The sequence below is a fragment of the Mycobacterium sp. E2462 genome, assembly GCF_001672685.1.
In the GTDB taxonomy this organism is placed as follows: domain Bacteria; phylum Actinomycetota; class Actinomycetes; order Mycobacteriales; family Mycobacteriaceae; genus Mycobacterium.
In genome coordinates, this window is the sequence record NZ_LZKC01000324.1 from 1 (window position 1) to 24,600 (window position 24,600).

Below are 24,600 nucleotides of genomic sequence, written 5' to 3' on the forward strand. Positions count from 1 at the left end.
GCCCGGCGCGATCGGGTAGCAGAAATACGCGGCGCTGACGCCCGCCATCGCCGAGCTGACGGCGCGGAAGTCGAGCAGGTCGCCCTCGACGATCTCGGCGCCGAGCGCCGCGAGCGGCGCGGAGCGCTCGTCGGCGCGGTGCACGAACGCGCGGACCCGATGGCCCGCGTCGCGCAGGATCTTGACGGTGGGCGCCCCGGTCTTTCCGGTGGCGCCGGTGATGAGGAACAACCGCTGCGCGGCCATGTCCGCCTCCTTGCTGAGTAACGAGTTCGTTAGTTACGATGTAAGCACCAGGATCTGCATAACGCAAGCGTTAGTCAAGGGGTGAGGCGGTGGAGCTCGAGGAGCAACTGCAGGATCGCCGACGCTGGTCGGTCACCGACGCCTGCTCGATGTCGAAGGTCCTCGAACTGCTCAGCACCAAGACCGCCTTCCAGGTGGTCCGCGAATTGTTCTTCGGCACAACGCGTTTCGAGGACTTCGTGGAGAGAATCGGCACGTCGGCACCGGCGGTGTCGCGGGCGCTCAAGCAGCTGGAGTCGGCCGGCATCGTCGTCCGCGTGCCGTACCGGGAGCCCGGGCGCCGCGCCCGCGACGAGTACCAGCTCACCGACGCCGGCGAGGATTTCCTGCCCGTCTTCCTGGCGCTGGTGCAGTGGGGGGACGCCCACCTCCAGGACGGCGCGGCCCCGCTGGCGTTCGTGGACGCCGACACCGGGCGCGCCGTGCGGGTGCGGGTATCGGCCGGCGACGACCCCGCCCAGCGCCGCTCGGCCGACATCCGGATCCGGCGCGCCGGCGGCGGGCGTGGCGCGTCGGCCGCGGTCTAGCCTCACAAGATGACCCTGGTAGCCGGGCGCGGCCCGCTCAGCGCCGAGCCGGCCGGGTGGTTCTCGCCCGCGGTCCCGCCCGGCGTCGTCTACGTGGAGCCCCACCCGCGCCGCGTGCAGGCCTGGCGCGCCGGCGCGCTGGTGATCGACACCGAACGGGCCCTGCTGATCCACCGGCGCGGCCAGCCGCTGAGCTACCTGTTTCCCGCCGAGGAGGTCGGTGACCTTCCGGCCGAGCCGGAGCCGGAGGCGCCGGGACATGTCCGGGTGCCGTGGGACGCGGTCGACACCTGGCGGGAGGAGGGCCGCGAACTCGTGCACTATCCGCCCAATCCGTACCACCGGGTCGACTGCCGCCCGACAACGCGCCGCCTGCGGGTCCGCATCGGCGGCGTGACACTGGTGGACACGGTAGACACCATGATTGTCTTCGAAACCGCTTTGGAGCCAAGGCTTTACGTCGATCCGGCGCTGGTGCGCGGCGAGCTGCTGCGCCCGTCGACAACGACGAGTTACTGCAACTACAAGGGTTACGCCACCTACTGGTCGTTCGTCGGGGCGGACCGTGTGGTCGACGACGTCGCTTGGAGTTACCCGGAGCCGCCGCCGGAAAGCCTGCCGATCAAGGGCTTTTTGAGCTTCGACCCGGCGCGCGCGGACGTCACAGCGCAGTTGCCTGGCCGTAACTAGCGCGGCCCAGTCCGAGGGCGTGCTCGGCGATCATGTTGCGGAACACCTCGAGGGTGCCGCCATAGATGCCGGTCGGTACCGCCAGCCGGAACACGTATTCGGCCGCGCCGCCATCGGGTGAACCCTCGGCGTCGGTCGGCAGGGCGCCGGCGGCGCCGAGCAGGTCCATCAGTTCCGTGGAGACGTCGCGCATGGTCTGGGCGATCGCGACGCGCCCGAACATGGTGGGCGTGCCCTGCGCCGCCTCGACCCGTGCGACACAGCGCCCGAGCCGGTACGCGACGGCCTGGTCGTCCACCGGCCGCCGACCGTCCGGGCCGGCCCGTGACAGCGCCGCCGCGACCGCGTCCACCGCCTCCGCCATCAGGTTCCCGTGGCCGGCCATCGTCGCGATCTCTTGCAGGCCGTGCTCGTCGCGCTCGCCGATGCCGTGCTCGGAATCCAGCGCCGAACGCATCACCGTCCACCCGCCGTTGACCTCACCGATCCGGTAGAGATCGTCGACCCGCACGTCGCTGTAGAAGACGATGTTGGTGCGGTCGCCGTCCACGGTGCGAATGCCCCGGATCTCGACGCCCGGCGAATCCAGCGGCACCAGGAACATGGTCAGGTTGCGGTGCTTGCGCCCCTGGGGATCGGTGTTGGTGAGCAAGAAGACGTATTGGGCGTTATGGGCGTTCGACGTGAACATCTTGGCGCCGTTGATGATCCACGCCCCGTCGGCCGCCCGGACCGCGCGGGTCTTGCAGGTGGCGACGTCGGAGCCGCCGTCGGGCTCGGTGTAGCCCAGACAGAGCCGGATCTGACCGGAAAGCACCCCCGGCAGCACCCGGTCGGTCAGCTCCGGCGCGCCGAACTGTTGCACCAGCCGGGCGACGACGGACGTCGTCCCCCAGTGATACCAGGGCGTGTGGGCCCGGGCGATCTCCAGCTCGAAGATGCGGCGGCGCAGCGGGGTGAAGCCGCCCTCGGCCTCACAGTTCCAGTCCCACGCCAGATATCCGGCCTCGCCCAGCGCCAAATGCACCTGCTCGTCGAAGTTTTCACCCGTCCGCCGGTCGCGGGCGCGCACCTCGTCGGTGACGTGCTTTTCGACGAAGGCCCGGGTCTGCTGAAGGAACGCCGCGTCGTCGGCGTCGAGGTCGACGCGGGAGAAGTCCATCAGAGAGCCTCGACCACTCGGGTCCGGAACCGGTCGAGGGTTTCCAGCGCGTGCGCCACGCTGTCGCCGGGCAGGTGCACGCTGACCCACGTAACCCCTACCGCAGCAAGCTTTTCCAGGCCGTTCAGGTAGGCGTCTGCCTGGAAGTCGTCCGTCGCCGGGCTGCCGCCCTCGACGTTGGTGAAGGTGACGTCGAGCGTCGAGAAGTCCCGGCCCGCCGCGTCGCACCGGCGGCGCAGGTCGTCGATGCACTCCGACAGCGCCCGCACCGAGTCGATGACGGCGGTGCCCGCCGTCTGCGCCAGGTGTGGCGGTGCGGGGAAGGGGCACCAGCCGTCGCCGTACTGGGCCACCCGCTGACGGGACGCCGCGGTGTTGCCGCCGATCCAGATGGGTGGGTGCGGGTCGCTGATCGGGCGCGGGTGCGCGGTGATCCCGCGGGCGCTGAAGTGTTTGCCCTCGAACGTGACGTCGTCGCCGGTCCAGATGGCCCGGATCACCCGCAACGCCTCCTCGAACAGCTCGGCGCGCTCGTCATAGGAGACCCCCAGCGCCGCGAACTCCCGCTTGAGGTAGCCGACCCCGACGGCGAGGGTGAACCGCCCCCCCGACAGCAGGTCCAGGGTCGCGCCGGACTTGGCCACCACGAACGGGTTTCGATACGGCAGCACGACGACGTTGGGGATCAGCCGCAGCGTCGTGGTGACCGCCGCCGCGTAACCCAGCGCCACGAACGGGTCCACGGCGTCATGGCCCCCGGCCTCGAGCCAGCGCTGCGACGGCGCGGGATGATCGGTGAATCCGAAGCCGTGGATGCCGGCCGCTTCGGTGGCCGCCGCCACCCTGGCGATGCCGTCCCCGCTGAGCAGCTCCGGGTTGTACGGATGGCTGTGCATCGGGTGAGTGATGGTGAAGCGCACGGGAACTCGCCGTCAGAACCGCGCCCGGGAGTCGATCGCGGCGTCGGTGGTGCGCAACGGCCTGATCAGCGCCTCCTGCGCGAACGACGCCAGCAGGGCGCCCTCCTCGGCGTGCACGGCACCGCGTACGTAGGACATGCCCGCGCCGACCTGAGTGCTCTCGTGGGTGTAGAGCAGCCAGCCGTCCCAGCGCACCGGTTCGTGGAAGGCCACCGAGATGGTCATCGGTGCGGTCGAGACGGTGAGGTGCGCCTGGGCGGTGCCGATGCCGGGATGCGCGCGCATCGTGGTGGAGATGCCCAAATGTCCGGTGAAGTAGGCCAGCAGCGCCTTGGCCAGGTCGTCGCGGGCCGGGATGGGGTCGTAGTGCAGCCAGGCGTGCAGCTCCGGGGGGCCCACCTCGTCGGGGCTGTTGACGTCCACCACGTCGACCAGCCGCAGGTCCCGGCCGATCATCGGCATCTCGGCGTGGTTGGCGTCGGCCGGGGCGGCGACGTCGGGGCGCGGCAGGTGATGCCGGATGACGTCTGCGGTCGGCACGTCGGCGAGCACCGTGATGCTCAGGCAGCGGCGGCCGTTTTGATGCACGGCGACCACGGCCGTCGCGGTCGAGCGACCCTCGGCCACCACGTCGAGCGCCAGCTCGATCGGCGGGCCGACGGCGACCGCCCGGGAGAAGACCGCGTGCGCCGAGCGCACCGACTTGTCCGGAAATCGTTTGGCCACCGCCACGATTGCCTGAGCGAGCACCTGTGTGCCCTCGACCACCTGGCGTTCGTCGCCGGTCGCGATGCCGGTGTCACCGGTGAACCGGTCGTCGCCATCGGGTCGCACGTCGAACAGGTCCAGCAAACCCTGGACGCTCCACTGCGTCTGCTCAGCGTGCTCAGAAGCCTTCGTCAAGTCCGCTCCCTCTCTCGTCATCCCGGGCGAGCGCAGCTCACCGCACAGCGTGACACTTGACCCGTGCTTTGTAAAGCTTGGCTAACGAGCCCCGCCCGCGCCGGGCCGGCAGCGCCGCGGATTGACACCGGCACCCGCACTGCATGACACTTCTGCGGTGTTTTGTAACGCAGTTACGGCCGACGGCCTGAGCCGATGATCCCCGAGCCGCTGGCCAACGGGTTCTGCTTCGGCGAGGGGCCGCGCTGGTTCGAGGGGCTGCTGTGGTTCTCCGACATGCTGGGCGAGGCGGTGCACACCGCGACCATGGGCGGCTCGGTGACCACCCTGCCGCTGCCCGGCCACACCCCGTCGGGCCTGGGTTTCCGGCCCGACGGCTGCCTGCTGATCGCGTCATCCGAGGACCGCCAGGTGCTGCGCTACGACGGGGAGACCGTGGTCACCATCGCCGATCTCGCCGACCTGGCGCCCGCCGACCTCGGCGACATGGTCGTCGACGACGCCGGCCGCGCCTACATCGGTTCGCAAGCGCGGCACGGCGGCGTGCTGATCCGGCTCGACCCGGACGACAGCGCCACGGTGGTGGCCGAGGACCTCGACTTTCCCAACGGCATGGTGATCACCGCGGATCGGGCCACATTGATCGTCGCCGAATCGACCGGCAGGCGGCTCACGGCGTTCACCATCGGCGAGGACGGCGGGCTGACCGACCGGCGGGTGTTCGCCGACGCGCTGGACGGCCCGCCCGACGGCATCGCCCTGGACGCCGACGGCGCCGTGTGGGCGTCGATGACCCTGGCCCATCAATTCGAGCGGATCGTCGCCGGCGGCGCCGTCACCGACCGCATCGACATGGGCGAGCGGGTGGCCGTCGCGTGCGCCCTCGGCGGCCCGCAAGGCCGCACACTGTTCCTGCTGTCGAGCACGGACGCTTATCCTCAGCGCCTGGCAGGCACCAGGCTGTCCCGGTTGGACGCCGTCACGGTCGACACTCCCGGCGCCGGTCTGCCCTGACAGGGAAGAAGGGCTGGCGATGACGGACTCCTATTACGAGCTGATCGACCACGCCGCCGCGTTGGGGGAACGATTCCGGGCGACGGATCTGGCCCGCGGTACCTGGTCGGCGTCCATTCAGCACGGCGGGCCGGTGTCGGCGCTGCTGGTGCGGGCGCTGGAGCGCTGCGAGCGGCGCGCCGATACCCGGCTCAGCCGCGTTGTCGTCGACCTGCTGGGTGGGGTGCCCGCCGAGGGCGACCTGTGGGTGCGGGCACAGGTGCAGCGCCCCGGCAAGCAGATCGAGCTCGTCGGCGCCGAGATGCTGGCCCCGGGTCCCGACGGGGCGCCGCGCCCGGTGGCGCGGGCCACCGGATGGCGCCTGCAGCACCAGGACACCCGGTCGCTGGCGCACGCGTCCGCGCCGCTGCCCCGCCCGCGGGCCGAGGCCTTCAACCGCAACCTCAAGGCGCGCGACTGGGACCGCAACTATGTGCACAGCCTGGACTGGCTGTGGTTGACCGAGCCACTGAGCGAGGGTCCCGGGGAGAGCTGGATTCACCCGACGGTGGATCTGGTCACCGGCGAGTCGATGACTCCGCTGGAGCGGCTGTTCGCGGTGGCCGACTGCGCCAACGGCATCGGCAGCAAGCTCGACATCAAGAAGTGGACCTTCCTCAACACCGACCTGGCCGTGCACGTCTTCCGCGTCCCCGACGGGGACTGGGTCGGCATCCGCGCCGAGACCAGCTACGGGCCCGACGGCATCGGGACGACGGTCGGCACACTGTTCGACGAGCGCGGCGCGGTGGGCGCCATCCAGCAGTCGGTGCTGGTGCGCCGGCGCCCGGATCGGGCCTAACGTGGGAGCGAACGACCATGACACCTCGGCGACCCCTCGGAACGTGGAACTCATGAGCCAGCCGGCCCGGGCGACGACGATCGCCGACAACGACACCTCGACGCGCCAGCGCATCCTCTCGGCGACCGCCGAGGTGCTCGGCCGCAACGGCAAGACCAAGCTCAGCCTGTCCGACGTCGCCAACCAGGCGGGGGTGTCCCGCCCGACGTTGTACCGCTGGTTCGCCTCCAAGGAGGAGCTGCTGGCGGCGTTTTCGCACTACGAGCGCCAAATCTTCGAGAGCGGACTGGTCAAGGCGACGGCGGGTCTCAAGGGCGTCGACAAGCTCGACGCCGTGCTGCGGTTCATCGTCGAATACCAGCACTCGTACTCCGGGGTGCGCATGGTCGACGTGGAACCCGAATACACCATCGCCCAGTTCTCCGGCGTCATTCCGCAGATGCGCGAGGGGCTGCAGCGCCACATGCCCGGGCCCAACGCCGCGGTGAAGGCGGCCACCGTGATCCGCATCGCGATCTCGCACTACATCGTTCGCAGCGACGACGCCGACCAGTTCCTGGCGCAGCTGCGGCACGCGGTGGGAATCAAGGGCAGCTGAACCGCCGACCGCTTTCCCTGTAAATCTGATAGCGGCCCCCGCGAGCGACGCCATATTGTGGTGTGCAGCTTCCGGCTGCGGTGGTGCTGCTGCCCAACGGCATCGCCGACGTGCGCGACGTGAAACGTTGAGCGAGCGCACGGCTTCCGGCTAGCGGCCCGGCGGATTCCCCCTGGTTGGCCACTTCGTATCCCGTCGCCTACAGCTGTTCGCACACAGTGACATTCGCGGCGATCGCACCGCGGGGAAAGTCGCCTCGCTAGGCGAACAGCACCGCGGCGTTGAGGTAGCCCGTCGGATCCAACGCGGCCTTGACGGCCCGCATCGCGGCCACGTCCGCGGGCTCCCGCGACATCTGAAGGTAGGGGCGTTTGCGGCTGCCGACCCCGTGCTCGGAGCTGACGTTGCCGCCGCGCCGGGCGATCAGCTCCATCATCGGCTCGTACAGCCGCTGCTCGCGCTCGGCCGGACAGCGCAGCACGTTGAGATGCAGGTTGCCCTCGCCGACGTGCCCGAACAACACCGGCAGCGCGTCGGGCGCGTGCTCGGCCACCAAATCGACCTCATCCCGGGCGAACTCGTCGATCGCCGCCAACGGCAGCGACACGTCGAACTTCAGCGGCGGCCCGTACACGCCGAGCACGTCGGCGAGCGCCTCGCGCAGCTGCCAAAGCCGTTGTTGTGCGGCAAGATCCAGGCCTACCGCGGGTTCGCCGACCAGCCGCACACCGTCGAGCAGGTCGGCGAGCCGCTCCGTCTGATCGTGGTCGGCGGCCAGCTCGACCAGCAGCAGCCAGTCCCCCTCGACCGGGGAGCCGACACCGCGATGTTCGGCGGTGAGCGCCGCGGCGCGCCCGTCGATGAGCTCCAGGGCGGCGACGCCGTCGACGTCGCGGAAGGTGCGCCCGGCGTCGACGAGCGCGTCGAGGTCGGCGAACCCGCAGACCGCGGTCACCCGGTGCGACGGCGTCGGGTGCAGCCGCAGCTCCAACTCCGTGATGACGCCGAGGGTGCCTTCGGCGCCCACGAACAGCGCCGGCAGGTCATAACCGGTGTTGTCGCGCCGGACCTGGCTGTGGCGGCGCAACAGGGACCCGTCCGGCAACGCCACCTGCAGACCCAGCACCTGCTCGCCCATGTTGCCGTATTGCACGGTCCGCAACCCGCCGGCGTTGGTGGCGGCCATCCCGCCGACCGTCGCGGTGTCGCGGGCGGCCAGGTCCACTCCGAACACCAGTCCGGCCGCGCCGGCCGCCTGTTGCACCGCGGCCAGCGTGGCCCCCGCGCCGGCCCGGACCCGGCGCTCGACGGTGTCGACGTCGCCGACCTCGCGCAATCGCTCGGTGGACAGCAACACGTCGTCATGCTCGGGGACGGTTCCTGCCACCAGCGAGGTGCGGCCACCCTGGACGGTGACGTGGGTCCCGGCGTCGCGGCACGCCCGCAACACCGCGGCCACCTCCGCCGCCGAGCCGGGTCGCACCAGGGCGCTGGCCGCGCCGCGATAGCGGCCGGTGTAGTCGACGCTGCGCCCGGCGACGACGTCGGGGTCGGTGACGACGTGGGTCGGGCCGACGATCCCCTTCAGGGCGTCGAGGCTGGCGGGCATGCTCGCGGTTATAGCACGCCGCTGGCGCTCAAGGAGCGCGGAAGCAGCCGTCGAAGTGACCGTTCTCGATGCCGACGGCGTGCATGAAGGAGTGCGCCACGATCGGGCCGACATAGCGAAAACCTGAGCGCCGCAACGACACCGAGAGGGCCCGCGATTCCGGGCTGGTCATCCGGCCGTCGTCCCAGCCCCGCAACCGGTGCGGCCGACGCGGCCGATGCGCCCACGCCAGCGGCGCCAGCGGCTGTTGAGTCAGCAGCCGCGCGTTGTGCACCGTCGCCTCGATCTTGCCGCGGTGCCGGATGATCGTGGCGTCGGCCAGCAAACGTTCGACGTCGTCGGCGGTCATCGCCGCGACGTCGGCTGGCCGGAAGCCGCGAAACGCCGCCCGCAGGTTGTCCCGCTTGTCGAAGACCAGCGCCCAGGACAGGCCGTTCTCGAAGTACGTCAGCGCGAGCGCCTCGAACAGCGCCGCCTCGTCGTACACCGGCGTTCCCCACTCGCGGTCGTGGTAGGCCGTCAGGTCGCGGCCCGTCTCGGTGGCCCAGCGGCAGCGGGTGACGCCGTCGGCGCCACGCACCACCGTGGGCAGGTGCGCCGGCACGCCGACACCGGCCATCGCCTTCACGGCAATAGCCTGCCGCAGGGCCGTGCGCGGCCTGCTGACCCCATCAACCGCGCGGCACCTCCGCAAACCCCGGATCGCCGCCCACCACAACAGAATTGAACCGGATGCGGGTTTCCAGACCCTCGTTGATCTGCCGGATTGCGTCGTCGGGCAACGCACTGACATTGAAGTTCTCGCGGATGCGGGCCGGGTTGACCGACGACGTCAGCACGGCGGTGCCGCGCTGAATCCCCCAGGCCAACAACACCTGTGCGGGGGTGCTGCCCACACCTTGGGCGATCGAGACGATCAATGGGTCGTCGAGGAGTCGCGGTTCCAGCGCGTGGCCGAGCGATGCGAACGCCAGCAACACGATTCCGTGCGCGCGGCAGAGCTCGTGCAGCTCCCACTGCGGGTGATAGGGGTGCGACTCGACCTGCACGACGGCCGGGATGATGCGGGCGGTCTCCACGATGTCTCGGGTGCCTTCGGCGTCGATGTCGGACAGGCCGATAGACCCGGCAAGCCCGTCATCGACAAGGGATTCCATCGCGTTCCACGTTTCCCGCAGCGTCACCCCGTCGTCGTAGACGATGTTGCCCTGCGCGTCACGCGGGTCTTGGTCGTCGCCGGGGGCGAAGGCGAACGGCGTGTGAACCAGGTAGAGGTCGACGGAGTCCAGCCCCAGTTTGTGCAAGCTGGCCTTTAAGGCCGGCTCGACCCGTTCGGGGCGATGGTTGTTGTTCCACAGCTTGGTGGTCACGAAGACGTCTTCGCGCCGAATGATGCCGTCGGCGAACAACTCTCGCAGTGCCGCTCCGACTTCTGCCTCGTTGCGATACCGCTCGGCAGCATCGAGGTGGCGAAACCCCACCTCGACCGCGGCTTTCACGGCCCGGACAGTTTGCGTGCGATCGGACAGTGACGTCCCGAATCCGAGCGCCGGGATGGCACCGCCGCCGTGGTTCAGGGCGAACCTTTGCTGGCTGAGATCGTCGTTGTGTGTCATGCGCTTTGGCCTCCTTGCGTGACCATTGCTGGTTTCGGCGCCGGATTCAGCGCCGCGACGGCTTGCGCCGTGGTCCACAGTGCGCTGGCGAGAAAGCGGAAATTCACCAACGCCGCCGAATAGCCGTCGCCTTCGGGCAGCCGCGGCCCCGCCGTGGCGTCCTTGACGACGACCACCTCAAAGCCTTGCTCGATGAGTTCGCGCAAGTGGCCCTCGACGCACAGGTTGGCCGCCATCCCGGCCAGCACGACCTGGCTCACGCCGCGCTTGCGTAATTGCAGCACCAGGTCGTTGGACTCGGGGCCGACGATCTTGTGTGGCGAGACGATAACCGTCCGCCCGTCGCAGATGTCGTGGCGCAGGGCCGGCAGGAAGTCCGCGCCGGAGTCGGTGAATCCGCCCGCTGCGTAGGCGCTTTGACGCCGGAACATGCCGGCGGCCGCCATAAAACGCTCCAGCGGATCACCGAACCGCCACTGGTCGTCGGTCGGGTAGAAGTAGTGCGGGGACACCGCGACGGTGATGCCGGCCAGCTTCGCCGAGCGCAGGAGCTCCCCGATATGGGCGACGGTGTGGTTGTCGCGGATGCTGTCCCCGAATACCGGCCATCCGGCGCCTTCGGGACTGAGGAAGTCGATCTGCGGGTCGGTGACGACGAGCGCGGCGCGCTCTACATCGAGCGCGAAGCCGGACGGCGGCAGTGCCGGATTCTGCGGCTCGGGATACGGGTTCAGCTCTGGCACGGGCGGTCCTCGGAGGTGGGCGGGCGATCGGTTCAAGATAACTGACCGGTCGTCTATAAACAAGCGCGGCAGCGCTCGCCGCATTCCGCGACAACGCCAACACTTAGCGCAACAGCGCCGGGACCGTCGCGGTCTCGAAACGGTCGTAGGGGGCGCGGCTACGGGTGACCTTGCCGCGCAGCGCCGCGCCCTCCCACGCCTCGATCAGCACGCAGGCCAAGTCGTCGGCGTCCAGGTCGCCCCGGACGTCCCCGGCCGGGCGCTGTCCCGTACGTACGCACGCCGCCAGCACCGACCCCCAGCGGTCGAGTATCCGCAGCAGCTCGGCGCGGATCGGCTCACTCACCCCGCCGAGCTCCAGCGACAGGTTGCCCACCAGGCAGCCGAGCAGGAAGTCGCCCGCCTCATGGTCGTCGGCGAGCGCGTGGAAGAACCGGACGATGCGGTCACCCGCCGCGCCGTCTCGCTCGAGTATCGGCAGGAGCCGCGCCTCGATGTCGCCCCAATAGTGCGCGACGAGCGCCGCGGCGAAGGCCTCTTTGCTGGCGAAGTAGGCGTAGAACGACCCCTTCGGGATCCCGGCAGCATCGGTGATGTCCTTCACGCCGCTGGCGGCGAACCCGTGTGCATGGATCAGCTCGAGCCCCGCCGCAAGTAGCCGGCGTCGCACGTCAGGATTGGGTGGTCGGGGCACCGCCCAAGGATAGTCGACCGGTCGGCTATTTTGCCGCGCCTAGAACAGGTCCCGGTGCGGCACGTCGGTGACCAGGCCGCCATCCATCACGAACTCGCTGCCCGTGGCGTAGGACGACTCGTCGCTGGCGAGGAACAGGATGAACGTCGACACCTCTCGCGACTCGGCCGGGCGCCCCAGCGGGACGGTGACCATGTCGTCGGGCAGGTGCGCGGTCATCGGGGTGCGGATGAAGCCGGGGTGCACCGAGTTGACGCGGATGCTGTGCTTGGCCAGCTCCAGCGCCGCCGACTTGGCCAGGCCACGCACCGCCCACTTGGACGCCACGTACGGGTGCACCATGGGCGCGCCGCGCAGGCCCTCGATCGAGGACACGTTGATGATCGAACCGCCACCCGCCGCGATCATCGGCTCGACGGCCACCCGCATGCCCAGGAACGTCCCCGTCAGGTTGACGTCGATCACCTTCTGCCACTTGGCCAGGTCGAAACTCTTCAACGGGCCCAGCGCGACCGTGCCGGCGTTGTTGACCAGGACGTTGAGCTTGCCGAACTCCTCGATCGCGGTCGCCACGGCGGCGTCCCAATCCTCGGGCTGGGTGACGTCGAGGTGGACGTAACGCACGGAGTCGCCGATCTCGTCGGCGACGGCCTTGCCCTTGTCGTCGAGGATGTCGCCGATCACCACCTTGGCGCCCTCCTCGGCCAGCAGCCGCGCGTGCTCGGCGCCCATGCCGCGGGCGCCGCCGCTGATGAGCGCAACTTTTCCGTCTACCCGACCCACGTGGGTCTCCTTTCGTTCAGGTGTTCACCAGAGTGCTCGGCGCGTACAGCCCGCTGCCGGTGACCAGCGGCAGGTCCAGCGTGGTCCGAATGCCCGGCGGCGCCGCCACCACCGCGGGAATGGCGTTGACGATACGGCCCGCCGCACCGGCGATCGCCGCGTGGTTGTGATCGCCCTTGCGGCTGCTCGGCACGATGTCCACGGCGTAGGACGGCTCGCCGGTGATCTCGATGCGGTACGAGCCGTCGCCCGAGGCAGGCTGCGGCAGGTCGGGACGCAGGTCGGGGCGCAGCCGGGTGACGTGTTCGATGACGATGGCCGGGTGGCCCTTGACCATGCCGCGGATCTCGAACTGCAGCACCGCGACGGTGCCCTTGGCGACGCGGCCGACCGCGATGTCGAAGTCCTCGGGCGCCGGCTCGCGCTGGTAGGACTCGGTGATCTCGTCGACCTCGATGCCCAGGCCGGCCGCCAGCTGACGAATGGCGGTGCCCCAGGCGATGGACAAGATGCCCGGCTGCAACAGCATCGGGATCTCGTCCATGGGCCGGCCGAACCCCATGTAGGTCATCACCTCTTCGCCGGCGTAACTGGCGTAGTCGTGGATTTCCATGCAGCGCACCTGCTCGATGCGCCGGCAGGTGCCGGCCAGCGCGAACGGAAGCAGGTCGTTGGCGAATCCCGGATCGACACCGCTGATGAAGACGCTCGAGTTGCCTTGCCGCGCAGCGTCTTCGACGCGGCCGATGTACTTGTCGGGCATGACGCCCCAGGGGTGTTGCAGCAGCCCGGGCGACGATCCGACGACGTTGATGCCGGCGGCCAGGATCCGCATGACGTCGCCCATCGCCTCGGGTAGCCGGGTGTCCCCCATCGCGCAGTACACGACGCAGTCGGGCTTGCCGGCGATGAGGGCGTCCAGGTCGTCGACGGCCGCGACACCGGTGACCACCCCGGGCTCCAGGCCGACGCCGCACAGCTCGCCCGCATCGCGCCCGACCTTCTCCGGCGTGGAGACGCAGACGCCCGTCAGCTCGAACTGCGGGTTACCGATGAGGTGGGCCAGGGCCAAGCCGCCGACGTTCCCGGTGCCGACGTGCGCGACGCGAATCGCCATATGAGTCTCCGTCCCCAACTGGCCAGTTTTCTAGACACTAGTCCATAAAATCGGCCTGGCATACCGGCCCCAAGCCGCCCGGCGGCGGGCACAATGAATCGCTGATGACGCAACGCGAGGACGTCGAGTTCACCTCCGGCGCCGACCGGATCAGCGCCTGGCTCTACCGCCCACCGGTTGACGGGCCGGTGCCGCTGCTGGTGATGGCGCACGGTCTGGGCGCGGTGCGCACCATGCGCCTCGACGCCTACGCGGAGCGCTTCAGCGCGGCCGGCTACGCCTGCCTGGTGTTCGACTACCGCAACTTCGGGGACAGCGGGGGGCGCCCACGGCAGGTGCTCGACGTCGGCCTGCAACTCGCCGACTGGGCGGCGGCCGTCGACTTCGCCCGCACGCTGCCGGGGGTCGACCGCAATCGGATCGCGCTGTGGGGCACCTCGTTCGCCGGCGGGCACGCCATCGCCACGGCGGCCCGGTTGCCCGGCATCGCCGCCGTCGTCGCGCAGTGCCCCTTCACCGACGGCCTGGCCTCACTGCGCGCCATCGGCAACCCGGTCGTCGCCGCGCGCATCACCGCGCTGGCGGTGCGCGACACGGTGGGCGCCCGGCTGGGCAGGCCCCCGGTCCTCATCCCGGCGGCGGGCGAGCCCGGTTCCGTCGCGCTGATGAGCACCCCCGACGCCTACTCCGGCTACCTGGCGCTGGTGCCGCCCGGAGCCGACTTCCCCAACGAGGTCGCCGCGCGGATCGCGTTGCAGGTCAGCGCCTACCGGCCCGGGCGCCGCACCCCCGACATCAGCTGCCCCATCCTGTTCTGCGTGTGCGACTCCGACTCCGTCGCGCCCGCCGGGGCCACGCTGCGGCACGCGGCCCGGGCGCCCCGCGGGGAGGTCAAGCGCTATCCCGAGGGCCACTTCGCGATCTACGTCGGGGAGGCGTTCGAGCGGGTGGTCGCGGATCAGATCGCGTTCCTCGACAAGCATCTGGCGGGCTAGGGCCCCAGCGGGGCGTCGGTGCGGATGGACTCGTCGCGAATCAATCCGCGCAGCAGGGCGGTGCTGAACTCGGCGGCGATCTCCTTGGCCGACCGCCGGCCGCTGGGCCGCAGCCAGCGGTAGCTGCCCAGCGTCATCCCGATGTAGCCCAGCGCCAGCACGTGGGAGTCGCACTCGAAGAACTCGCCGCTGGCGATCCCGCGGTCGATCAGGCCGTGCACATGGTGGTAGACCTGCGCCTCTTTCTCGCGCACCTCGGCGACCTGCTCGGCGGTGAACCACTCGGTGATGTACGGCTGTTCTTGGAAGTACACGGCGGCCCGTTCCGGGTCGCCCGCGATGCCGGTCAACAGCCGAACGGTGTACTGGTAGAGCGCCTCCCGCGCGGTCCACGACGGGTCGTCGTGCACGGCGGCCAGCGTGCCCTCCGCGGCCTGCCGGTAGATGTCGAACAGGATCAGCGACTTGCTCGCGTAGTAGTGGTAGACCGTCGCCTTGTTCAGGCCGATCACGTCGGCCACGTCGTCCATCCGGGTGCCGTGATAGCCGCGCGCCGCGAACAGCTTGGTGGCCACGGCCAACAACTCCTCGCGGCGCGTCAGCCCACTGGGGGTGATGCTGTCGGCGGGCATCTCACACTCACTATCGTCGGCACGGGCAGGCCAGGCCGGTGCGCTATCAATCAACTGGTTGGACAGTTTAAGCAAATCACCATTAACGGCCCCGCGGCGCATGGGACTAGACTTCGTGACGAGCGTGCTGAGTCGAGAGGTGGGGAACGATGGATCCGAGTCCGGACTACGACGGCAGCGACGAGATCGAGTTCTTCTTCCGGTATCTCACCTGGGGTTTGCGCGGCGTCCAGGACGGCAACGGCTACCCGCCGCCGGCGTACCCGCCCGTCTGAGCGGTCACCCACACCCCGGGCGCGCTCGCCTGAATGCGCGCGCGCCGGCGTCGCAGCCGGCCCCCGCTACAGCGCCTTGAGCTCCTCGGCGACCGCGGTCACCGACTTCTTCGCGTCACCGAACAGCATGCTGGTGCCCTCACCGTAGAACAGCGGGTTGTCGATGCCCGCGAAACCGGAATTCATCGACCGCTTCAGCACGATCACCGACTTGGCCTTGTCCACGTTGAGGATCGGCATGCCGTAGATGGGGCTGGAGGCGTCGTTGCGGGCGGCCGGGTTGGTGACGTCGTTGGCGCCGATGACGATCGCGACGTCGGTGCGGGCGAACTCGTCGTTGATGTCGTCCATGTCCTTCATGGCGTCGTAGTCGACCTCGGCCTCGGCCAGCAGTACGTTCATGTGCCCGGGCATCCGGCCGGCCACCGGGTGGATCGCGTACTTCACCGTGACGCCCTTGTTCTCCAGCAGCGCGGCCATGTCCTTCACCGCGTGCTGGGCCTGCGCGACGGCCAGGCCGTAGCCCGGGACCACGATCACCTGGTTGGCGTAGGCCATCTGGATCGCGGCGTCGGCGGCCGAGGTGGACTTCACGGTCCGGTCGGCACCGTCGCCGCCGCCCCCCGGCGCCACTCCCCCGCCGCCGAAGCCGCCCGCGACGATCGCGGGAATGGAGCGGTTCATCGCCTTGGCCATCAGGTTGGTCAGGATCGAACCCGAGGCGCCGACGATCATGCCGGCCACGATCATCGCGGTGTTGTTCAGCGCCAGCCCGGCCGCGGCGGCCGACAGGCCGGTCATCGCGTTCAGCAGCGAGATGACGACGGGCATGTCGGCGCCACCGATCGGCAGCACCACCATCAGGCCGAGCACGCCGGCGGCGGCCAGCAGGCCGACCATCCACCACAGCGACACCCCGCCGGTCCCCGGGTGCGCGTGCAGTCCGATCACGACCGCCGCGGCCGCCGCGGCGGCCAGCAACAGCAGGTTGACCGGCTGCTGGGCCTTGCCGAAGCCGATCGGCGAGCCGCTGATGATCTCCTGCAGCTTGCCGAAGGCGATGATCGAACCCCAGAAGGAGATCGAGCCGATGATGGCGGCGAACAGCGACGCGACCACGATGTGCACGGTCGGCGACTCGCCATGCTGGAAGGCCGAGAACCCGCTGGTCTCGATGAACTCCGCCAGCGCGATCAGCGCGACGGTGCCGCCACCGACGCCGTTGAAGAAGGCCACCAGCTGCGGCATCGCGGTCATCTTGGTCAGCCGCGCGGGCGGGATGCCCAGGGCCAGGCCCACGACCAAGCCGGCGATGATCAGCACCCACTGGTCGGTGTGGCGGATCTTGATCAGGGTCGCCACCACGGCCAGCGCCATGCCCACCGCGGCGATCAAGTTGCCGCGCACGGCCGTCTTGGGGCCGGTCAGGCCCATCAAGCCGTAGATGAACAGCGCGAACGAGACGATGTAGAGAACGGTGACCAGATAGTTCATTTCGCGGCGAGGTCCTCGGTCTTGACGGGCTGTTTCTTGCCCTTGAACATGCCCAGCATGCGGTCGGTGACGATGAAGCCGCCGATGACGTTCAGCGTGCCGAACACCACCGCGACGAACAGGACGATCTGCACCGCCAGCGACGGGTGCTCGACCTCGCCGAACACCACCAGCGCGCCGAGCACCACGATGCCGTGGATGGCGTTGGTGCCCGACATCAGCGGCGTGTGCAGCGTGTTGGGCACCTTGGAGATGACCGCGAACCCGACGAACCCGGACAGCACCAGGATCGCCAGGTTGGCCAACAGCTCGTCGTACATCTAGGAGTCCTCTCCGGTGCCGGCGCGGGTCACACACGACGCCGCGACGACCTCGTCGTCGAAATCGGGGGCCAGCTTGCCGTCTTTGATCAGCAGGCCGAGCAAGGCCGTGATGTTTTTGCTGTACAGCTCGCTGGCGTGCTCGGGCATGGTCGCGGGCAGGTTCAACGGCGAGGCGATCGTGACGTCGTGGCGGACGACCGTCTGCCCCGGCTCGGTGAGCTCGCAGTTGCCGCCGGTCTCCCCGGCCAGGTCGACTACGACGCTGCCCGGCTTCATCGCCTCCACCGCGGCGGCGGTGACCAGCCGCGGCGCGGGCCGCCCCGGCACCAGCGCCGTCGTGATCACCACGTCGAACCCGGCGATCGCCTTCTCCAGCGCCTGCTGCTGCTGGGCCCGCTCGTCCTCGGTGAGCTCACGGGCGTAGCCGCCCTCGCCGGCCGCGTCGATGCCCACGTCGAGCCACTGCGCCCCCACCGAGCGCACCTGGTCGGCGACCTCGGGCCGCACGTCGTAGCCGGTGGTCTTCGCGCCCAGCCGCTTGGCGGTCGCCAGGGCCTGCAGCCCGGCCACCCCGACGCCCAGCACCAGCACGCTGGCCGGCTTCACGGTGCCCGCCGCGGTGGTCAGCATTGGAAAGAACCGGGTTGACTCGGAGGCGGCCAGCAGGACGGCCTTGTAGCCGGCCACGTTGGCCTGCGAGGACAGCGCGTCCATGACCTGAGCTCGGGAGATCCGGGGAATGGCCTCCAGCGCGAACGCCTGCACCCCGGCGGCGGTGAGCGCGCCGATGGAGTTGTCCGCGTTGCGTGGCGCCAGGAAGCCGATCAGCGTCTGCCCGCTGCGCAGCCTGGCGACCTCGGCGGCGCTCGGCGGCGCCACCTTGACCACGATGTCGGCGGCCCAGGCGTCGCCGATGCTGGCGCCCGCCTCCGTGTAGAGCTGATCGGGCAGCAGGGCCCCTTCACCCGCGCCCGCGTCGACCACCACCGCGACGCCGCTGCCCACCAGCGAGGCCACCGCCTTGGGCACCAGCGCGACCCGGCGCTCGTCGGGCCCCGACTCGGCGACCACCCCTACCGTCGTCTGCGCATCTGTCATGGCGCGTGCATCTACTTTCCCGTGCGGTCCTGCGATGAATATGGCGCAGGCTCGGCCGCGCGCTTCGCTACCTTAACGCCTGGCCGTTTCCGCCCCGGACGCCCGATCGCCCGGGCAGGGATACCCGCGGGCGGACCGGTCGACGCGGGCCGGCCGCGGTGGCCGTGTCGGAACGGCCCGGAGCGACTCCCTCGGCACCGTCTTCACACCGGTGACCTTTAAGGGAGGCGTTTCGACACGTGTCCTATGGTGACGGGCATGGACTTCGCGATGTCGGCCAAGGCCAACGACTACCACAAGCGACTGTCCGACTTCATGACCGAGTACGTCTTTCCGGCCGAGGCCGACTACGACCACTACCGCCACGAAGCCGGCCCGCGCGATCACACCGTCCCGCCGGTCATCGAGGAGCTGAAGACCAAGGCCAAGGAGCGCGGCCTGTGGAACCTGTTCCTGCCGGCGGAGTCGGGCCTGACCAACCTCGAGTACGCACCCCTGGCCGAGATCACCGGGTGGAGCCTGGAACTGGCGCCCGAGGCGATCAACTGCGCAGCGCCCGACACGGGCAACATGGAGACGCTGCACCTGTTCGCCACCGACGAGCAGCGCAAGCAATGGCTGGAACCGTTGCTGGCCGGCGAGATTCGCAGCGCCTTCTCGATGACCGAGCCGGCGGTCGCCAGCAGCGACGCCCGCAACATCGAGACGTCGATCGTGCGCGACGGCGGCGACTACGTGATCAACGGCCGCAAGTGGTGGACGTCCGGCGCGGCCGACCCGCGCTGCAAGGTCCTCATCGTCATGGGCCGCACCAACCCCGAGGCCGCCAGCCACCAGCAGCAGTCGATGGTGTTGGTCCCCATCGACACGCCCGGCGTCACGGTCGTGCGTTCCACACCGGTCTTCGGCTGGCAAGACCAGCACGGCCACTGCGAGATCGTCTACGACAACGTGCGGGTGCCCGCCACCAACCTGCTCGGCGAGGAGGGGTCTGGTTTCGCGATCGCCCAGGCCCGCCTGGGGCCGGGCCGCATCCACCACTGCATGCGGGCCCTCGGCGGCGCCGAACGCGCGCTGGCCCTCATGGTCGACCGGGTGCAGAAGCGGGTGGCGTTCGGTCGACCGCTGGCCGAGCAGGGCGTGGTCCGCGAGGCGATCGCCAAGTCCCGCAACGAAATCGATCAGGCCCGGTTGCTGTGCGAGAAGGCCGCGTGGACCATCGACCAGCACGGCAACAAAGCGGCCCACCTGCTGGTGTCCCAGATCAAGACGGTGGCCCCCCGGGTGGCCTGCGACGTCATCGACCGCGCCATTCAGGTGCACGGCGCCGCGGGCGTCAGCGACGACACCGTGCTCGCCCGCCTGTACGGCTGGCACCGCGCCATGCGGATCTTCGACGGCCCCGACGAGGTGCACATGCGGACCATCGCGCGCGCCGAGCTCGGACGCGAGAAGTCCCCGCTCGCCGCGGCGGTCACCGCGCATGCCTGACGCGGTGCGCGAACTTTCGGGCGCCTGGAACTTCCGCGACGTCGCCGACGGAACGGCCGGGCTGAAGCCGGGCCGGCTGTTTCGCTCCGGGGAGCTGAGCCGCCTCGACGACGCGGGCCGTAGCACGTTGCGCCAGTTGGGGATCACCGACGTCGCCGATCTGCGCGCCGCGCGCGAGGTCGCCCGCCGCGGCCCGGGCCTGGTTCCCGACGGCGTCGACATTCACCTGCTGCCGTTCCCCGATCTCGGTGATGAGGACGCGACCGACCCGAAAGACGACGCGCCGCATGAGACGGCGTTCCGGCGGTTGTTCGAGGGCAACCCCGACCAGACCGACGACGAGGTCAACGAGGCCGCCGTCCGCCACATGACCGACGAATACCGGCAATTCCCCACCCGCAACGGCGCGCAACGCGCTGTCCACCAAGTCTTTTCGTTACTGGCGGCGGGGCGCCCGGTGCTCACCCACTGCTTCGCGGGCAAGGACCGCACCGGCTTCGTGATCGCCACGGTGCTGGAGGCGGTCGGCGTCGACCGCGACACCATCGTCGCCGACTATCTGCGCAGCAACGCCGCGGTGCCGCAGCTGCGCGAACACATCTACGAGATGATTCAACAGCGCTCCGACGTCGAATTGACCCCGGAGGTAGTCACTTTCACCAAGGCCCGGCTGGCCGACGGCGTGCTCGGCGTTCGCCCCGAGTACCTGGCCGCCGCCCGCGAGACGATCGACGCGCAGTTCGGGTCGCTGGACGCCTACCTACGCGACGCGGGCGTCACGCAGGCGGATGTGGACCGCCTGCGTGACGAACTGCTCGTCTAGCCCAGTTTGAAGTCGGCCTTCTTGGCCGCGGACAGGTCGGTGATGTCGTCCCAGCGGGCGGCGACGTCGTCGACCGTCGGGGGCTTGTCGAAGTTGATCCCGTCGTTCTGAAACAGCGCGACGCGCTGCACCTTGCCGCCGCCGACCACGAAAACCGAAGCGCTGTTGGGGTTTTCCTCGGTGCACAGGTAGGCCACCACCGGCGCGACGTACTCGGGGGTGAGCTTTTCGAGCACCTCCTTGGGCAGGATGTCCTCGGTCATGCGCGTCGCCGCGATCGGGGCGACGGCGTTGGCGTGGATGTTGTACTTCGCGCCCTCGAGCGCCAGGCTGTTGATCAGGCCGACCAGGCCGAGCTTGGCGGCGCCGTAGTTGGTCTGGCCGAAGTTGCCGAACAGCCCGCTGGTGGAGGTGGCGACCACGACGCGGCCGTAGCTCTGCTCGCGGAAGTGCGGCCACGCGGCGCGGATGACGTTGTAGCCGCCGTAGAGGTGCACCTTGAGCACCGCGTCCCAGTTCTCGAAGGACATCTTGTGGAAGGTGCCGTCGCGCAGGATGCCGGCGTTGCTGACCACGCCGTGCACGGCGCCGAATTCGTCGAGCGCGGTCTTGATGATGCCCTCGGCGCCCTCGGATTCGGCGACGCTGTCGTAGTTGGCGACCGCTCGCCCACCGGCGTCCTTGATCTCCTTGACCACCTCGTCGGCCATGTTGTGGCCGGCGCCGGTGCCGTCGCGGGATCCACCGAGATCGTTGACGACGACGCTCGCGCCCTCTTTGGCGAGGGTCAACGCGTATTCGCGGCCCAATCCCCCGCCGGCTCCGGTGACGACGATGACGCGATCCTGCACTCCTGGCATCGGGTTCCTTTCCTGTGATGGCTTCGTTCGGTACCGGCGTCGGCCGCCGGGCCGGGGTCAGAACATGCGGCGGGCCAACTTGAAGGCCCGGGCGGTGTACGGCGGGTAGATGAAGCTGGACAGGTCGGGCCGGGTCGGCTTGGTCAGCACCGACTTGCGGTGGCTGAACTCCTCGAAGCCGTACTTGCCGTGGTAGGCGCCCATGCCCGACGCGCCCACGCCGCCGAACGGCAGCTTGGCGGTGGACACCTGGAACGCGAGGTGGTTGACCAGCATGCCCCCGGCGGGCACCTCCTTGATCACCCGCTCACGGGTCGCGCGCGTCTTGGTGAACAGGTACGCCGACAGCGGCTTGGGCCGTGAGTTGACGAAACGGATTGCTTCGTCGAGGTTTTGGACGGTGATGAGGGGCAGCACCGGCCCGAAGATCTCGTTTTGCATCAACGGCCCGTCCGGGTCGGGGTCGACGACCAGCGCGGGCTTGATGCGCAGGCTGGACGCGTCGCAGTCACCGCCGACGACGACCCTGCCGTCCCCGCCGGCCAGGTAACCGCTGATCCGGTCGAACTGGCGCTGGTTGACCAGCCGCATGCCGTCCGGCTTGTCCGCGGTGAACTTCGTGATCGCGGCGCCGATCTTGTCGACCAGCTGGTCGCGGATCGAGGCGTCGGCCAGCACGTAGTCGGGGGCGACGCAGGTCTGGCCGCCGTTCAGCAGCTTCATCCAGGCGATCCGCTTGGCCGCCACGTCGACGTCGGCGTCCGCCGCGACGATCACCGGGCTCTTGCCGCCGAGCTCCAGCGTGCAGGGGGTCAAGTGCGGCGCGGCACCCTCGTAGACCTTGCGGCCGATCTCGGTGCCGCCGGTGAACAGCAGCCGGTCCAGGCCCTGCGCGATGAGCTCCTGGCTGACCGCGCCGTCGCCCTCGACCACGGCGACGGCGTCGTTGTCGAGGTAGCGCGGCACCAGCTCCGCCATCAGGTGCGCGGACGCCGCCGCGATCTCCGAGGGCTTGAGGATGACGGCGTTACCCGCGGCGAGCGCCCCGACGGCGGGGCCCAGCGTCAGGTAGAACGGGTAGTTCCAGGCGCCGATGATCAGCACGGTGCCGTAGGGCTCGTACTCGACCCAGCCGCGGCCGGGCAGCTGCGGCACCTCGAGCAGCTGGTAGCGCCGGCGCGCCCACCGGCGCAGCTTCTTGGCCGCGTACTTGGCCTCGCCGGCGGTGGTGGCGATGTCGGCGATGAACGCCTCGAACGGGCTGCGGTCCAGGTCCGCGGCCAGCGCGTCGGAGATCGCGCCTTCGTTCTCTTCCATCAGCTTGGCCAGCTGGAGAAGCTGCCGCTTGCGCCATTCCAGGTCGCGGGTGCGGCCGGTGGCATAGGTTTTGCGCAGCCGCGCGACGGTGGCCGGGACGTCGACCGGCGGGGCGGTGCCGTTGGTGGAGGTCGTGGGAGCAACCGATTCGGTGGTCATCATTGTCCTTCCCGAGCGCCCGCCCGCACGCGGACGACTGCTCATCGGTGATAACCGCGATCCTAACCATCCGGTTGGGAGAGCGGTCGGGAAGGATCGGTCTGGCGGCGGCCAGCACACGCCGCGCGTCGGGCGCTCGCACCCGGCGCGGTCGGATCCGGCGTTACAGCCGCTCGGCGACGACGAAGTCGGAGAAGGCGTCCTTGTCGTCGGCCAGCGGCACGTTGTCGATCCAGCGGCCCAGCCGGCGCATCTCGTCCGTCGAACGCTGCGCGGTCGCCCGCCAGCCATGCTGGTTGAGCCACTCGGTGACGTCGGCGCGGTGCTCGTCGCGGTACATCAGCTCACCGACGTCGACGGTCTCCTCCAGGCCCAGCTCGTCGGCGACCTTGCGGAACCGCTCGCGCATCTGCTGCCGGCGCTCCTCGGCGTGCCTGGGCGCGGTCTCCGCCGACACCCTGCTGCCGGCCGGGCTGAGCTCGCCGATCTGGGTGAACAACCGGTCCTGCGCCTCCGCGGGCAGGTACATCAGCAGGCCCTCGGCCAGCCACGCGGTGGGCGCCGCGGCGTCGAACCCGGCGGCGCGCAGCGCGGCCGGCCAGTCCTGGCGCAGGTCGATGGCCACGGCGCGGCGGTCGGCGGTCGGCGTGGCGCCGTGCTCGGACAGCGTCGCGGACTTGAACTCCAGCACCTGCGGCTGGTCGATCTCGTAGACCGTGGTACCGGCCGGCCAGTCCAGCCGGTAGGCCCGGGAGTCCAGCCCCGACGCGAGGATGACCACCTGCCGGATCCCGGCGGCGACGGCGTCGGCGAAATAGCTGTCGAAGAAGTGCGTGCGCACCGCCTGGTAGCTGCGCATGTGTTCGAGCTGGGCGGCGGAGTCGGCGTCCAGGGCTTCGATCTTGGCGGCGACGTCGGGGTCGAGCATGTGCTCCCACAACACACCCGCCCCGGCGCTGTTCACCAGCAACCGGGCGTACGGGTCGCGGATCAGCGGGTCCGGCCGCTCGGTCTCGACGGCGCGCGCGGCGGCCACCATCACCGCGGTGCTGCCGACGCTGGTCTTGATGTCCCAGGTGTCGTCGTGGGTACGCAGTGAGCTCATCGCCTTACTCCTTGCCTAACTCCCTGATCAGTGTTCCGCTTCGCCGAGCCGGGCCCGCAGCAGCGTGCTGCGCACCGCCTCCTCGGTCAGTTCCTCGGGTACCGGGCGGCCCAACCGGGCCATCTCGTCGCGATTGCTGACGGTGTGCACCTGCCAGCCGTGGGCGCTCAGCCACCCAGCGGCATCCGTCCGGTCCGGCTCGTGATAGGTGAGCGCCTGCACGTTGACGTCCAGGCCGAGCCGCTCCCGCATCCGCAGCCAGCGCTGCGAATTGCTCCGTGAATTCATCCCGAACGCCTCGATCGCGACCTGGCTGCCGGCGGCGCTCAGCGCGGTGAACTTCTCGAACAACCGGTCCTGGGCGTCGCTCGGCAGGTACGGCAGCAACCCCTCGGCCAGCCAGGCGGTCGGCTCGGTGCGGTCGAACCCCGCGCCGAGCAGCGCGGCCGGCCAGTCGTCGCGCAGGTCCACCGGGACCGGTCGGCGGATCGCGGCGGGTGACGCG

Annotated in this window: 28 protein-coding genes; 9 read left to right on the top strand and 19 right to left on the bottom strand. The window is 69.9% G+C overall.

Annotated elements, in window-relative coordinates; all coding sequences use genetic code 11:
- On the bottom strand, positions 1-246 hold a 246-nt coding region (locus A5714_RS16815), incomplete at its 3' end, for an NAD(P)H-binding protein (RefSeq protein WP_156747354.1).
- Between the two features lie 89 nt (positions 247-335).
- Between A5714_RS16815 and A5714_RS16820 the strand changes: the two genes are divergently transcribed.
- Together A5714_RS16820 and A5714_RS16825 are read left to right on the top strand one after the other, a co-directional pair.
- Positions 336-833: a helix-turn-helix domain-containing protein gene (locus tag A5714_RS16820; RefSeq protein WP_082959794.1), complete on the top strand. Its 498-nt coding sequence runs from the start codon at positions 336-338 to the stop codon at positions 831-833.
- 9 nt (positions 834-842) lie between these two features.
- The gene (locus tag A5714_RS16825; protein ID WP_068286955.1) at positions 843-1,523 is read left to right on the top strand and encodes a DUF427 domain-containing protein; all 681 of its coding nucleotides are present in this window, start codon (positions 843-845) and stop codon (positions 1,521-1,523) included.
- On the opposite strand, the gene A5714_RS16830 is transcribed toward A5714_RS16825, so the two are convergent.
- The 3 genes from A5714_RS16830 to A5714_RS16840 are packed head-to-tail and all read right to left on the bottom strand — an operon-like array spanning position 1,495 to position 4,508.
- Positions 1,495-2,685, bottom strand: coding sequence for an acyl-CoA dehydrogenase family protein (locus A5714_RS16830; RefSeq protein ID WP_068286958.1), 1,191 nt, complete (start codon positions 2,683-2,685; stop codon positions 1,495-1,497). The genes A5714_RS16825 and A5714_RS16830 overlap by 29 nt on opposite strands.
- Positions 2,685-3,605, bottom strand: coding sequence for an LLM class F420-dependent oxidoreductase (locus A5714_RS16835; protein ID WP_068286962.1), 921 nt, complete (start codon positions 3,603-3,605; stop codon positions 2,685-2,687). The genes A5714_RS16830 and A5714_RS16835 overlap by 1 nt, the downstream gene beginning before the upstream one ends.
- Before the next feature lie 12 nt (positions 3,606-3,617).
- Positions 3,618-4,508, bottom strand: a complete 891-nt coding sequence (locus A5714_RS16840; RefSeq protein WP_068286965.1) for an acyl-CoA thioesterase II — start codon at positions 4,506-4,508, stop codon at positions 3,618-3,620.
- A 195-nt stretch (positions 4,509-4,703) separates the two neighbouring features.
- Here A5714_RS16840 and A5714_RS16845 point away from each other — a divergent pair, with 195 nt between their 5' ends.
- From A5714_RS16845 to A5714_RS16855, 3 genes are read left to right on the top strand one after another with little or no spacing between them, the layout of a single operon-like run.
- The gene (locus A5714_RS16845) at positions 4,704-5,522 is read left to right on the top strand and encodes an SMP-30/gluconolactonase/LRE family protein (protein WP_068286968.1); all 819 of its coding nucleotides are present in this window, start codon (positions 4,704-4,706) and stop codon (positions 5,520-5,522) included.
- 19 nt (positions 5,523-5,541) lie between these two features.
- A complete protein-coding gene (locus A5714_RS16850) occupies positions 5,542-6,363 on the top strand; it encodes a thioesterase family protein (RefSeq protein ID WP_068286973.1) in 822 nt (273 codons plus the stop codon).
- A gap of 52 nt (positions 6,364-6,415) precedes the next feature.
- On the top strand, positions 6,416-6,961 hold the full coding sequence (locus A5714_RS16855) for a TetR/AcrR family transcriptional regulator (RefSeq protein WP_068068696.1): 546 nt from the start codon (positions 6,416-6,418) through the stop codon (positions 6,959-6,961).
- Positions 6,962-7,220: 259 nt separating this feature from the next.
- On the opposite strand, the gene A5714_RS16860 is transcribed toward A5714_RS16855, so the two are convergent.
- From A5714_RS16860 to A5714_RS16890, 7 genes are read right to left on the bottom strand one after another with little or no spacing between them, the layout of a single operon-like run.
- On the bottom strand, positions 7,221-8,570 hold the full coding sequence (locus A5714_RS16860; RefSeq protein ID WP_068286975.1) for an FAD-binding oxidoreductase: 1,350 nt from the start codon (positions 8,568-8,570) through the stop codon (positions 7,221-7,223).
- A gap of 28 nt (positions 8,571-8,598) precedes the next feature.
- A complete protein-coding gene (locus A5714_RS16865; RefSeq protein ID WP_068287005.1) occupies positions 8,599-9,189 on the bottom strand; it encodes a DNA-3-methyladenine glycosylase I in 591 nt (196 codons plus the stop codon).
- Positions 9,190-9,241: 52 nt separating this feature from the next.
- Positions 9,242-10,186 (bottom strand): aldo/keto reductase, encoded by a 945-nt coding sequence (locus A5714_RS16870; RefSeq protein WP_068286978.1) that lies wholly within the window; start codon positions 10,184-10,186, stop codon positions 9,242-9,244.
- Positions 10,183-11,013: a cysteine hydrolase gene (locus A5714_RS16875; RefSeq protein WP_082959795.1), complete on the bottom strand. Its 831-nt coding sequence runs from the start codon at positions 11,011-11,013 to the stop codon at positions 10,183-10,185. Before A5714_RS16875 ends, A5714_RS16870 begins: the two co-directional genes overlap by 4 nt.
- A gap of 19 nt (positions 11,014-11,032) precedes the next feature.
- Positions 11,033-11,623, bottom strand: a complete 591-nt coding sequence (locus A5714_RS16880) for a TetR/AcrR family transcriptional regulator (protein WP_068068618.1) — start codon at positions 11,621-11,623, stop codon at positions 11,033-11,035.
- A 39-nt stretch (positions 11,624-11,662) separates the two neighbouring features.
- The gene (locus A5714_RS16885) at positions 11,663-12,406 is read right to left on the bottom strand and encodes a glucose 1-dehydrogenase (RefSeq protein WP_068286981.1); all 744 of its coding nucleotides are present in this window, start codon (positions 12,404-12,406) and stop codon (positions 11,663-11,665) included.
- A gap of 16 nt (positions 12,407-12,422) precedes the next feature.
- Entirely contained in the window at positions 12,423-13,523 is a 1,101-nt protein-coding gene (locus A5714_RS16890) for a diacylglycerol kinase (RefSeq protein WP_068068612.1), read from the bottom strand.
- Between the two features lie 104 nt (positions 13,524-13,627).
- Between A5714_RS16890 and A5714_RS16895 the strand changes: the two genes are divergently transcribed.
- Positions 13,628-14,518 (top strand): alpha/beta hydrolase, encoded by an 891-nt coding sequence (locus tag A5714_RS16895; RefSeq protein ID WP_068286984.1) that lies wholly within the window; start codon positions 13,628-13,630, stop codon positions 14,516-14,518.
- Here the strand turns inward: A5714_RS16895 and A5714_RS16900 are convergent.
- A complete protein-coding gene (locus A5714_RS16900) occupies positions 14,515-15,150 on the bottom strand; it encodes a TetR/AcrR family transcriptional regulator (protein ID WP_068068606.1) in 636 nt (211 codons plus the stop codon). The two genes, A5714_RS16895 and A5714_RS16900, sit on opposite strands and share 4 nt — an antisense overlap.
- A gap of 149 nt (positions 15,151-15,299) precedes the next feature.
- Here A5714_RS16900 and A5714_RS26185 point away from each other — a divergent pair, with 149 nt between their 5' ends.
- The gene (locus A5714_RS26185) at positions 15,300-15,425 is read left to right on the top strand and encodes a hypothetical protein (RefSeq protein ID WP_156671236.1); all 126 of its coding nucleotides are present in this window, start codon (positions 15,300-15,302) and stop codon (positions 15,423-15,425) included.
- 66 nt (positions 15,426-15,491) lie between these two features.
- On the opposite strand, the gene A5714_RS16905 is transcribed toward A5714_RS26185, so the two are convergent.
- From A5714_RS16905 to A5714_RS16915, 3 genes are read right to left on the bottom strand one after another with little or no spacing between them, the layout of a single operon-like run.
- Positions 15,492-16,919 carry an NAD(P)(+) transhydrogenase (Re/Si-specific) subunit beta gene (locus tag A5714_RS16905; RefSeq protein WP_068286987.1) on the bottom strand — a complete coding sequence of 476 codons (1,428 nt, stop codon included), beginning with the start codon at positions 16,917-16,919 and terminating at the stop codon, positions 15,492-15,494.
- On the bottom strand, positions 16,916-17,239 hold the full coding sequence (locus tag A5714_RS16910; protein WP_068068600.1) for an NAD(P) transhydrogenase subunit alpha: 324 nt from the start codon (positions 17,237-17,239) through the stop codon (positions 16,916-16,918). The genes A5714_RS16905 and A5714_RS16910 overlap by 4 nt, the downstream gene beginning before the upstream one ends.
- Positions 17,240-18,340: a Re/Si-specific NAD(P)(+) transhydrogenase subunit alpha gene (locus A5714_RS16915; RefSeq protein WP_068286990.1), complete on the bottom strand. Its 1,101-nt coding sequence runs from the start codon at positions 18,338-18,340 to the stop codon at positions 17,240-17,242.
- Between the two features lie 270 nt (positions 18,341-18,610).
- Here A5714_RS16915 and A5714_RS16920 point away from each other — a divergent pair, with 270 nt between their 5' ends.
- Together A5714_RS16920 and A5714_RS16925 are read left to right on the top strand one after the other, a co-directional pair.
- Complete coding sequence (locus tag A5714_RS16920) at positions 18,611-19,831, top strand: acyl-CoA dehydrogenase family protein (RefSeq protein ID WP_197502794.1); 1,221 nt, start codon at positions 18,611-18,613, stop codon at positions 19,829-19,831.
- Positions 19,824-20,654 carry a tyrosine-protein phosphatase gene (locus tag A5714_RS16925; RefSeq protein WP_068286993.1) on the top strand — a complete coding sequence of 277 codons (831 nt, stop codon included), beginning with the start codon at positions 19,824-19,826 and terminating at the stop codon, positions 20,652-20,654. The genes A5714_RS16920 and A5714_RS16925 overlap by 8 nt, the downstream gene beginning before the upstream one ends.
- Here A5714_RS16925 and A5714_RS16930 read toward each other — a convergent pair.
- From A5714_RS16930 to A5714_RS16945, 4 genes are all read right to left on the bottom strand, one after another.
- Complete coding sequence (locus A5714_RS16930; RefSeq protein ID WP_068068591.1) at positions 20,651-21,514, bottom strand: SDR family oxidoreductase; 864 nt, start codon at positions 21,512-21,514, stop codon at positions 20,651-20,653. The genes A5714_RS16925 and A5714_RS16930 overlap by 4 nt on opposite strands.
- A 57-nt stretch (positions 21,515-21,571) precedes the next feature.
- The gene (locus A5714_RS16935) at positions 21,572-22,993 is read right to left on the bottom strand and encodes an aldehyde dehydrogenase family protein (protein WP_068286996.1); all 1,422 of its coding nucleotides are present in this window, start codon (positions 22,991-22,993) and stop codon (positions 21,572-21,574) included.
- A 160-nt stretch (positions 22,994-23,153) separates the two neighbouring features.
- Complete coding sequence (locus A5714_RS16940) at positions 23,154-24,095, bottom strand: class I SAM-dependent methyltransferase (protein WP_068286999.1); 942 nt, start codon at positions 24,093-24,095, stop codon at positions 23,154-23,156.
- Positions 24,096-24,122: 27 nt separating this feature from the next.
- Positions 24,123-24,600: SAM-dependent methyltransferase (locus A5714_RS16945; protein WP_156747356.1), on the bottom strand; the 478-nt coding region annotated here is incomplete at its 5' end.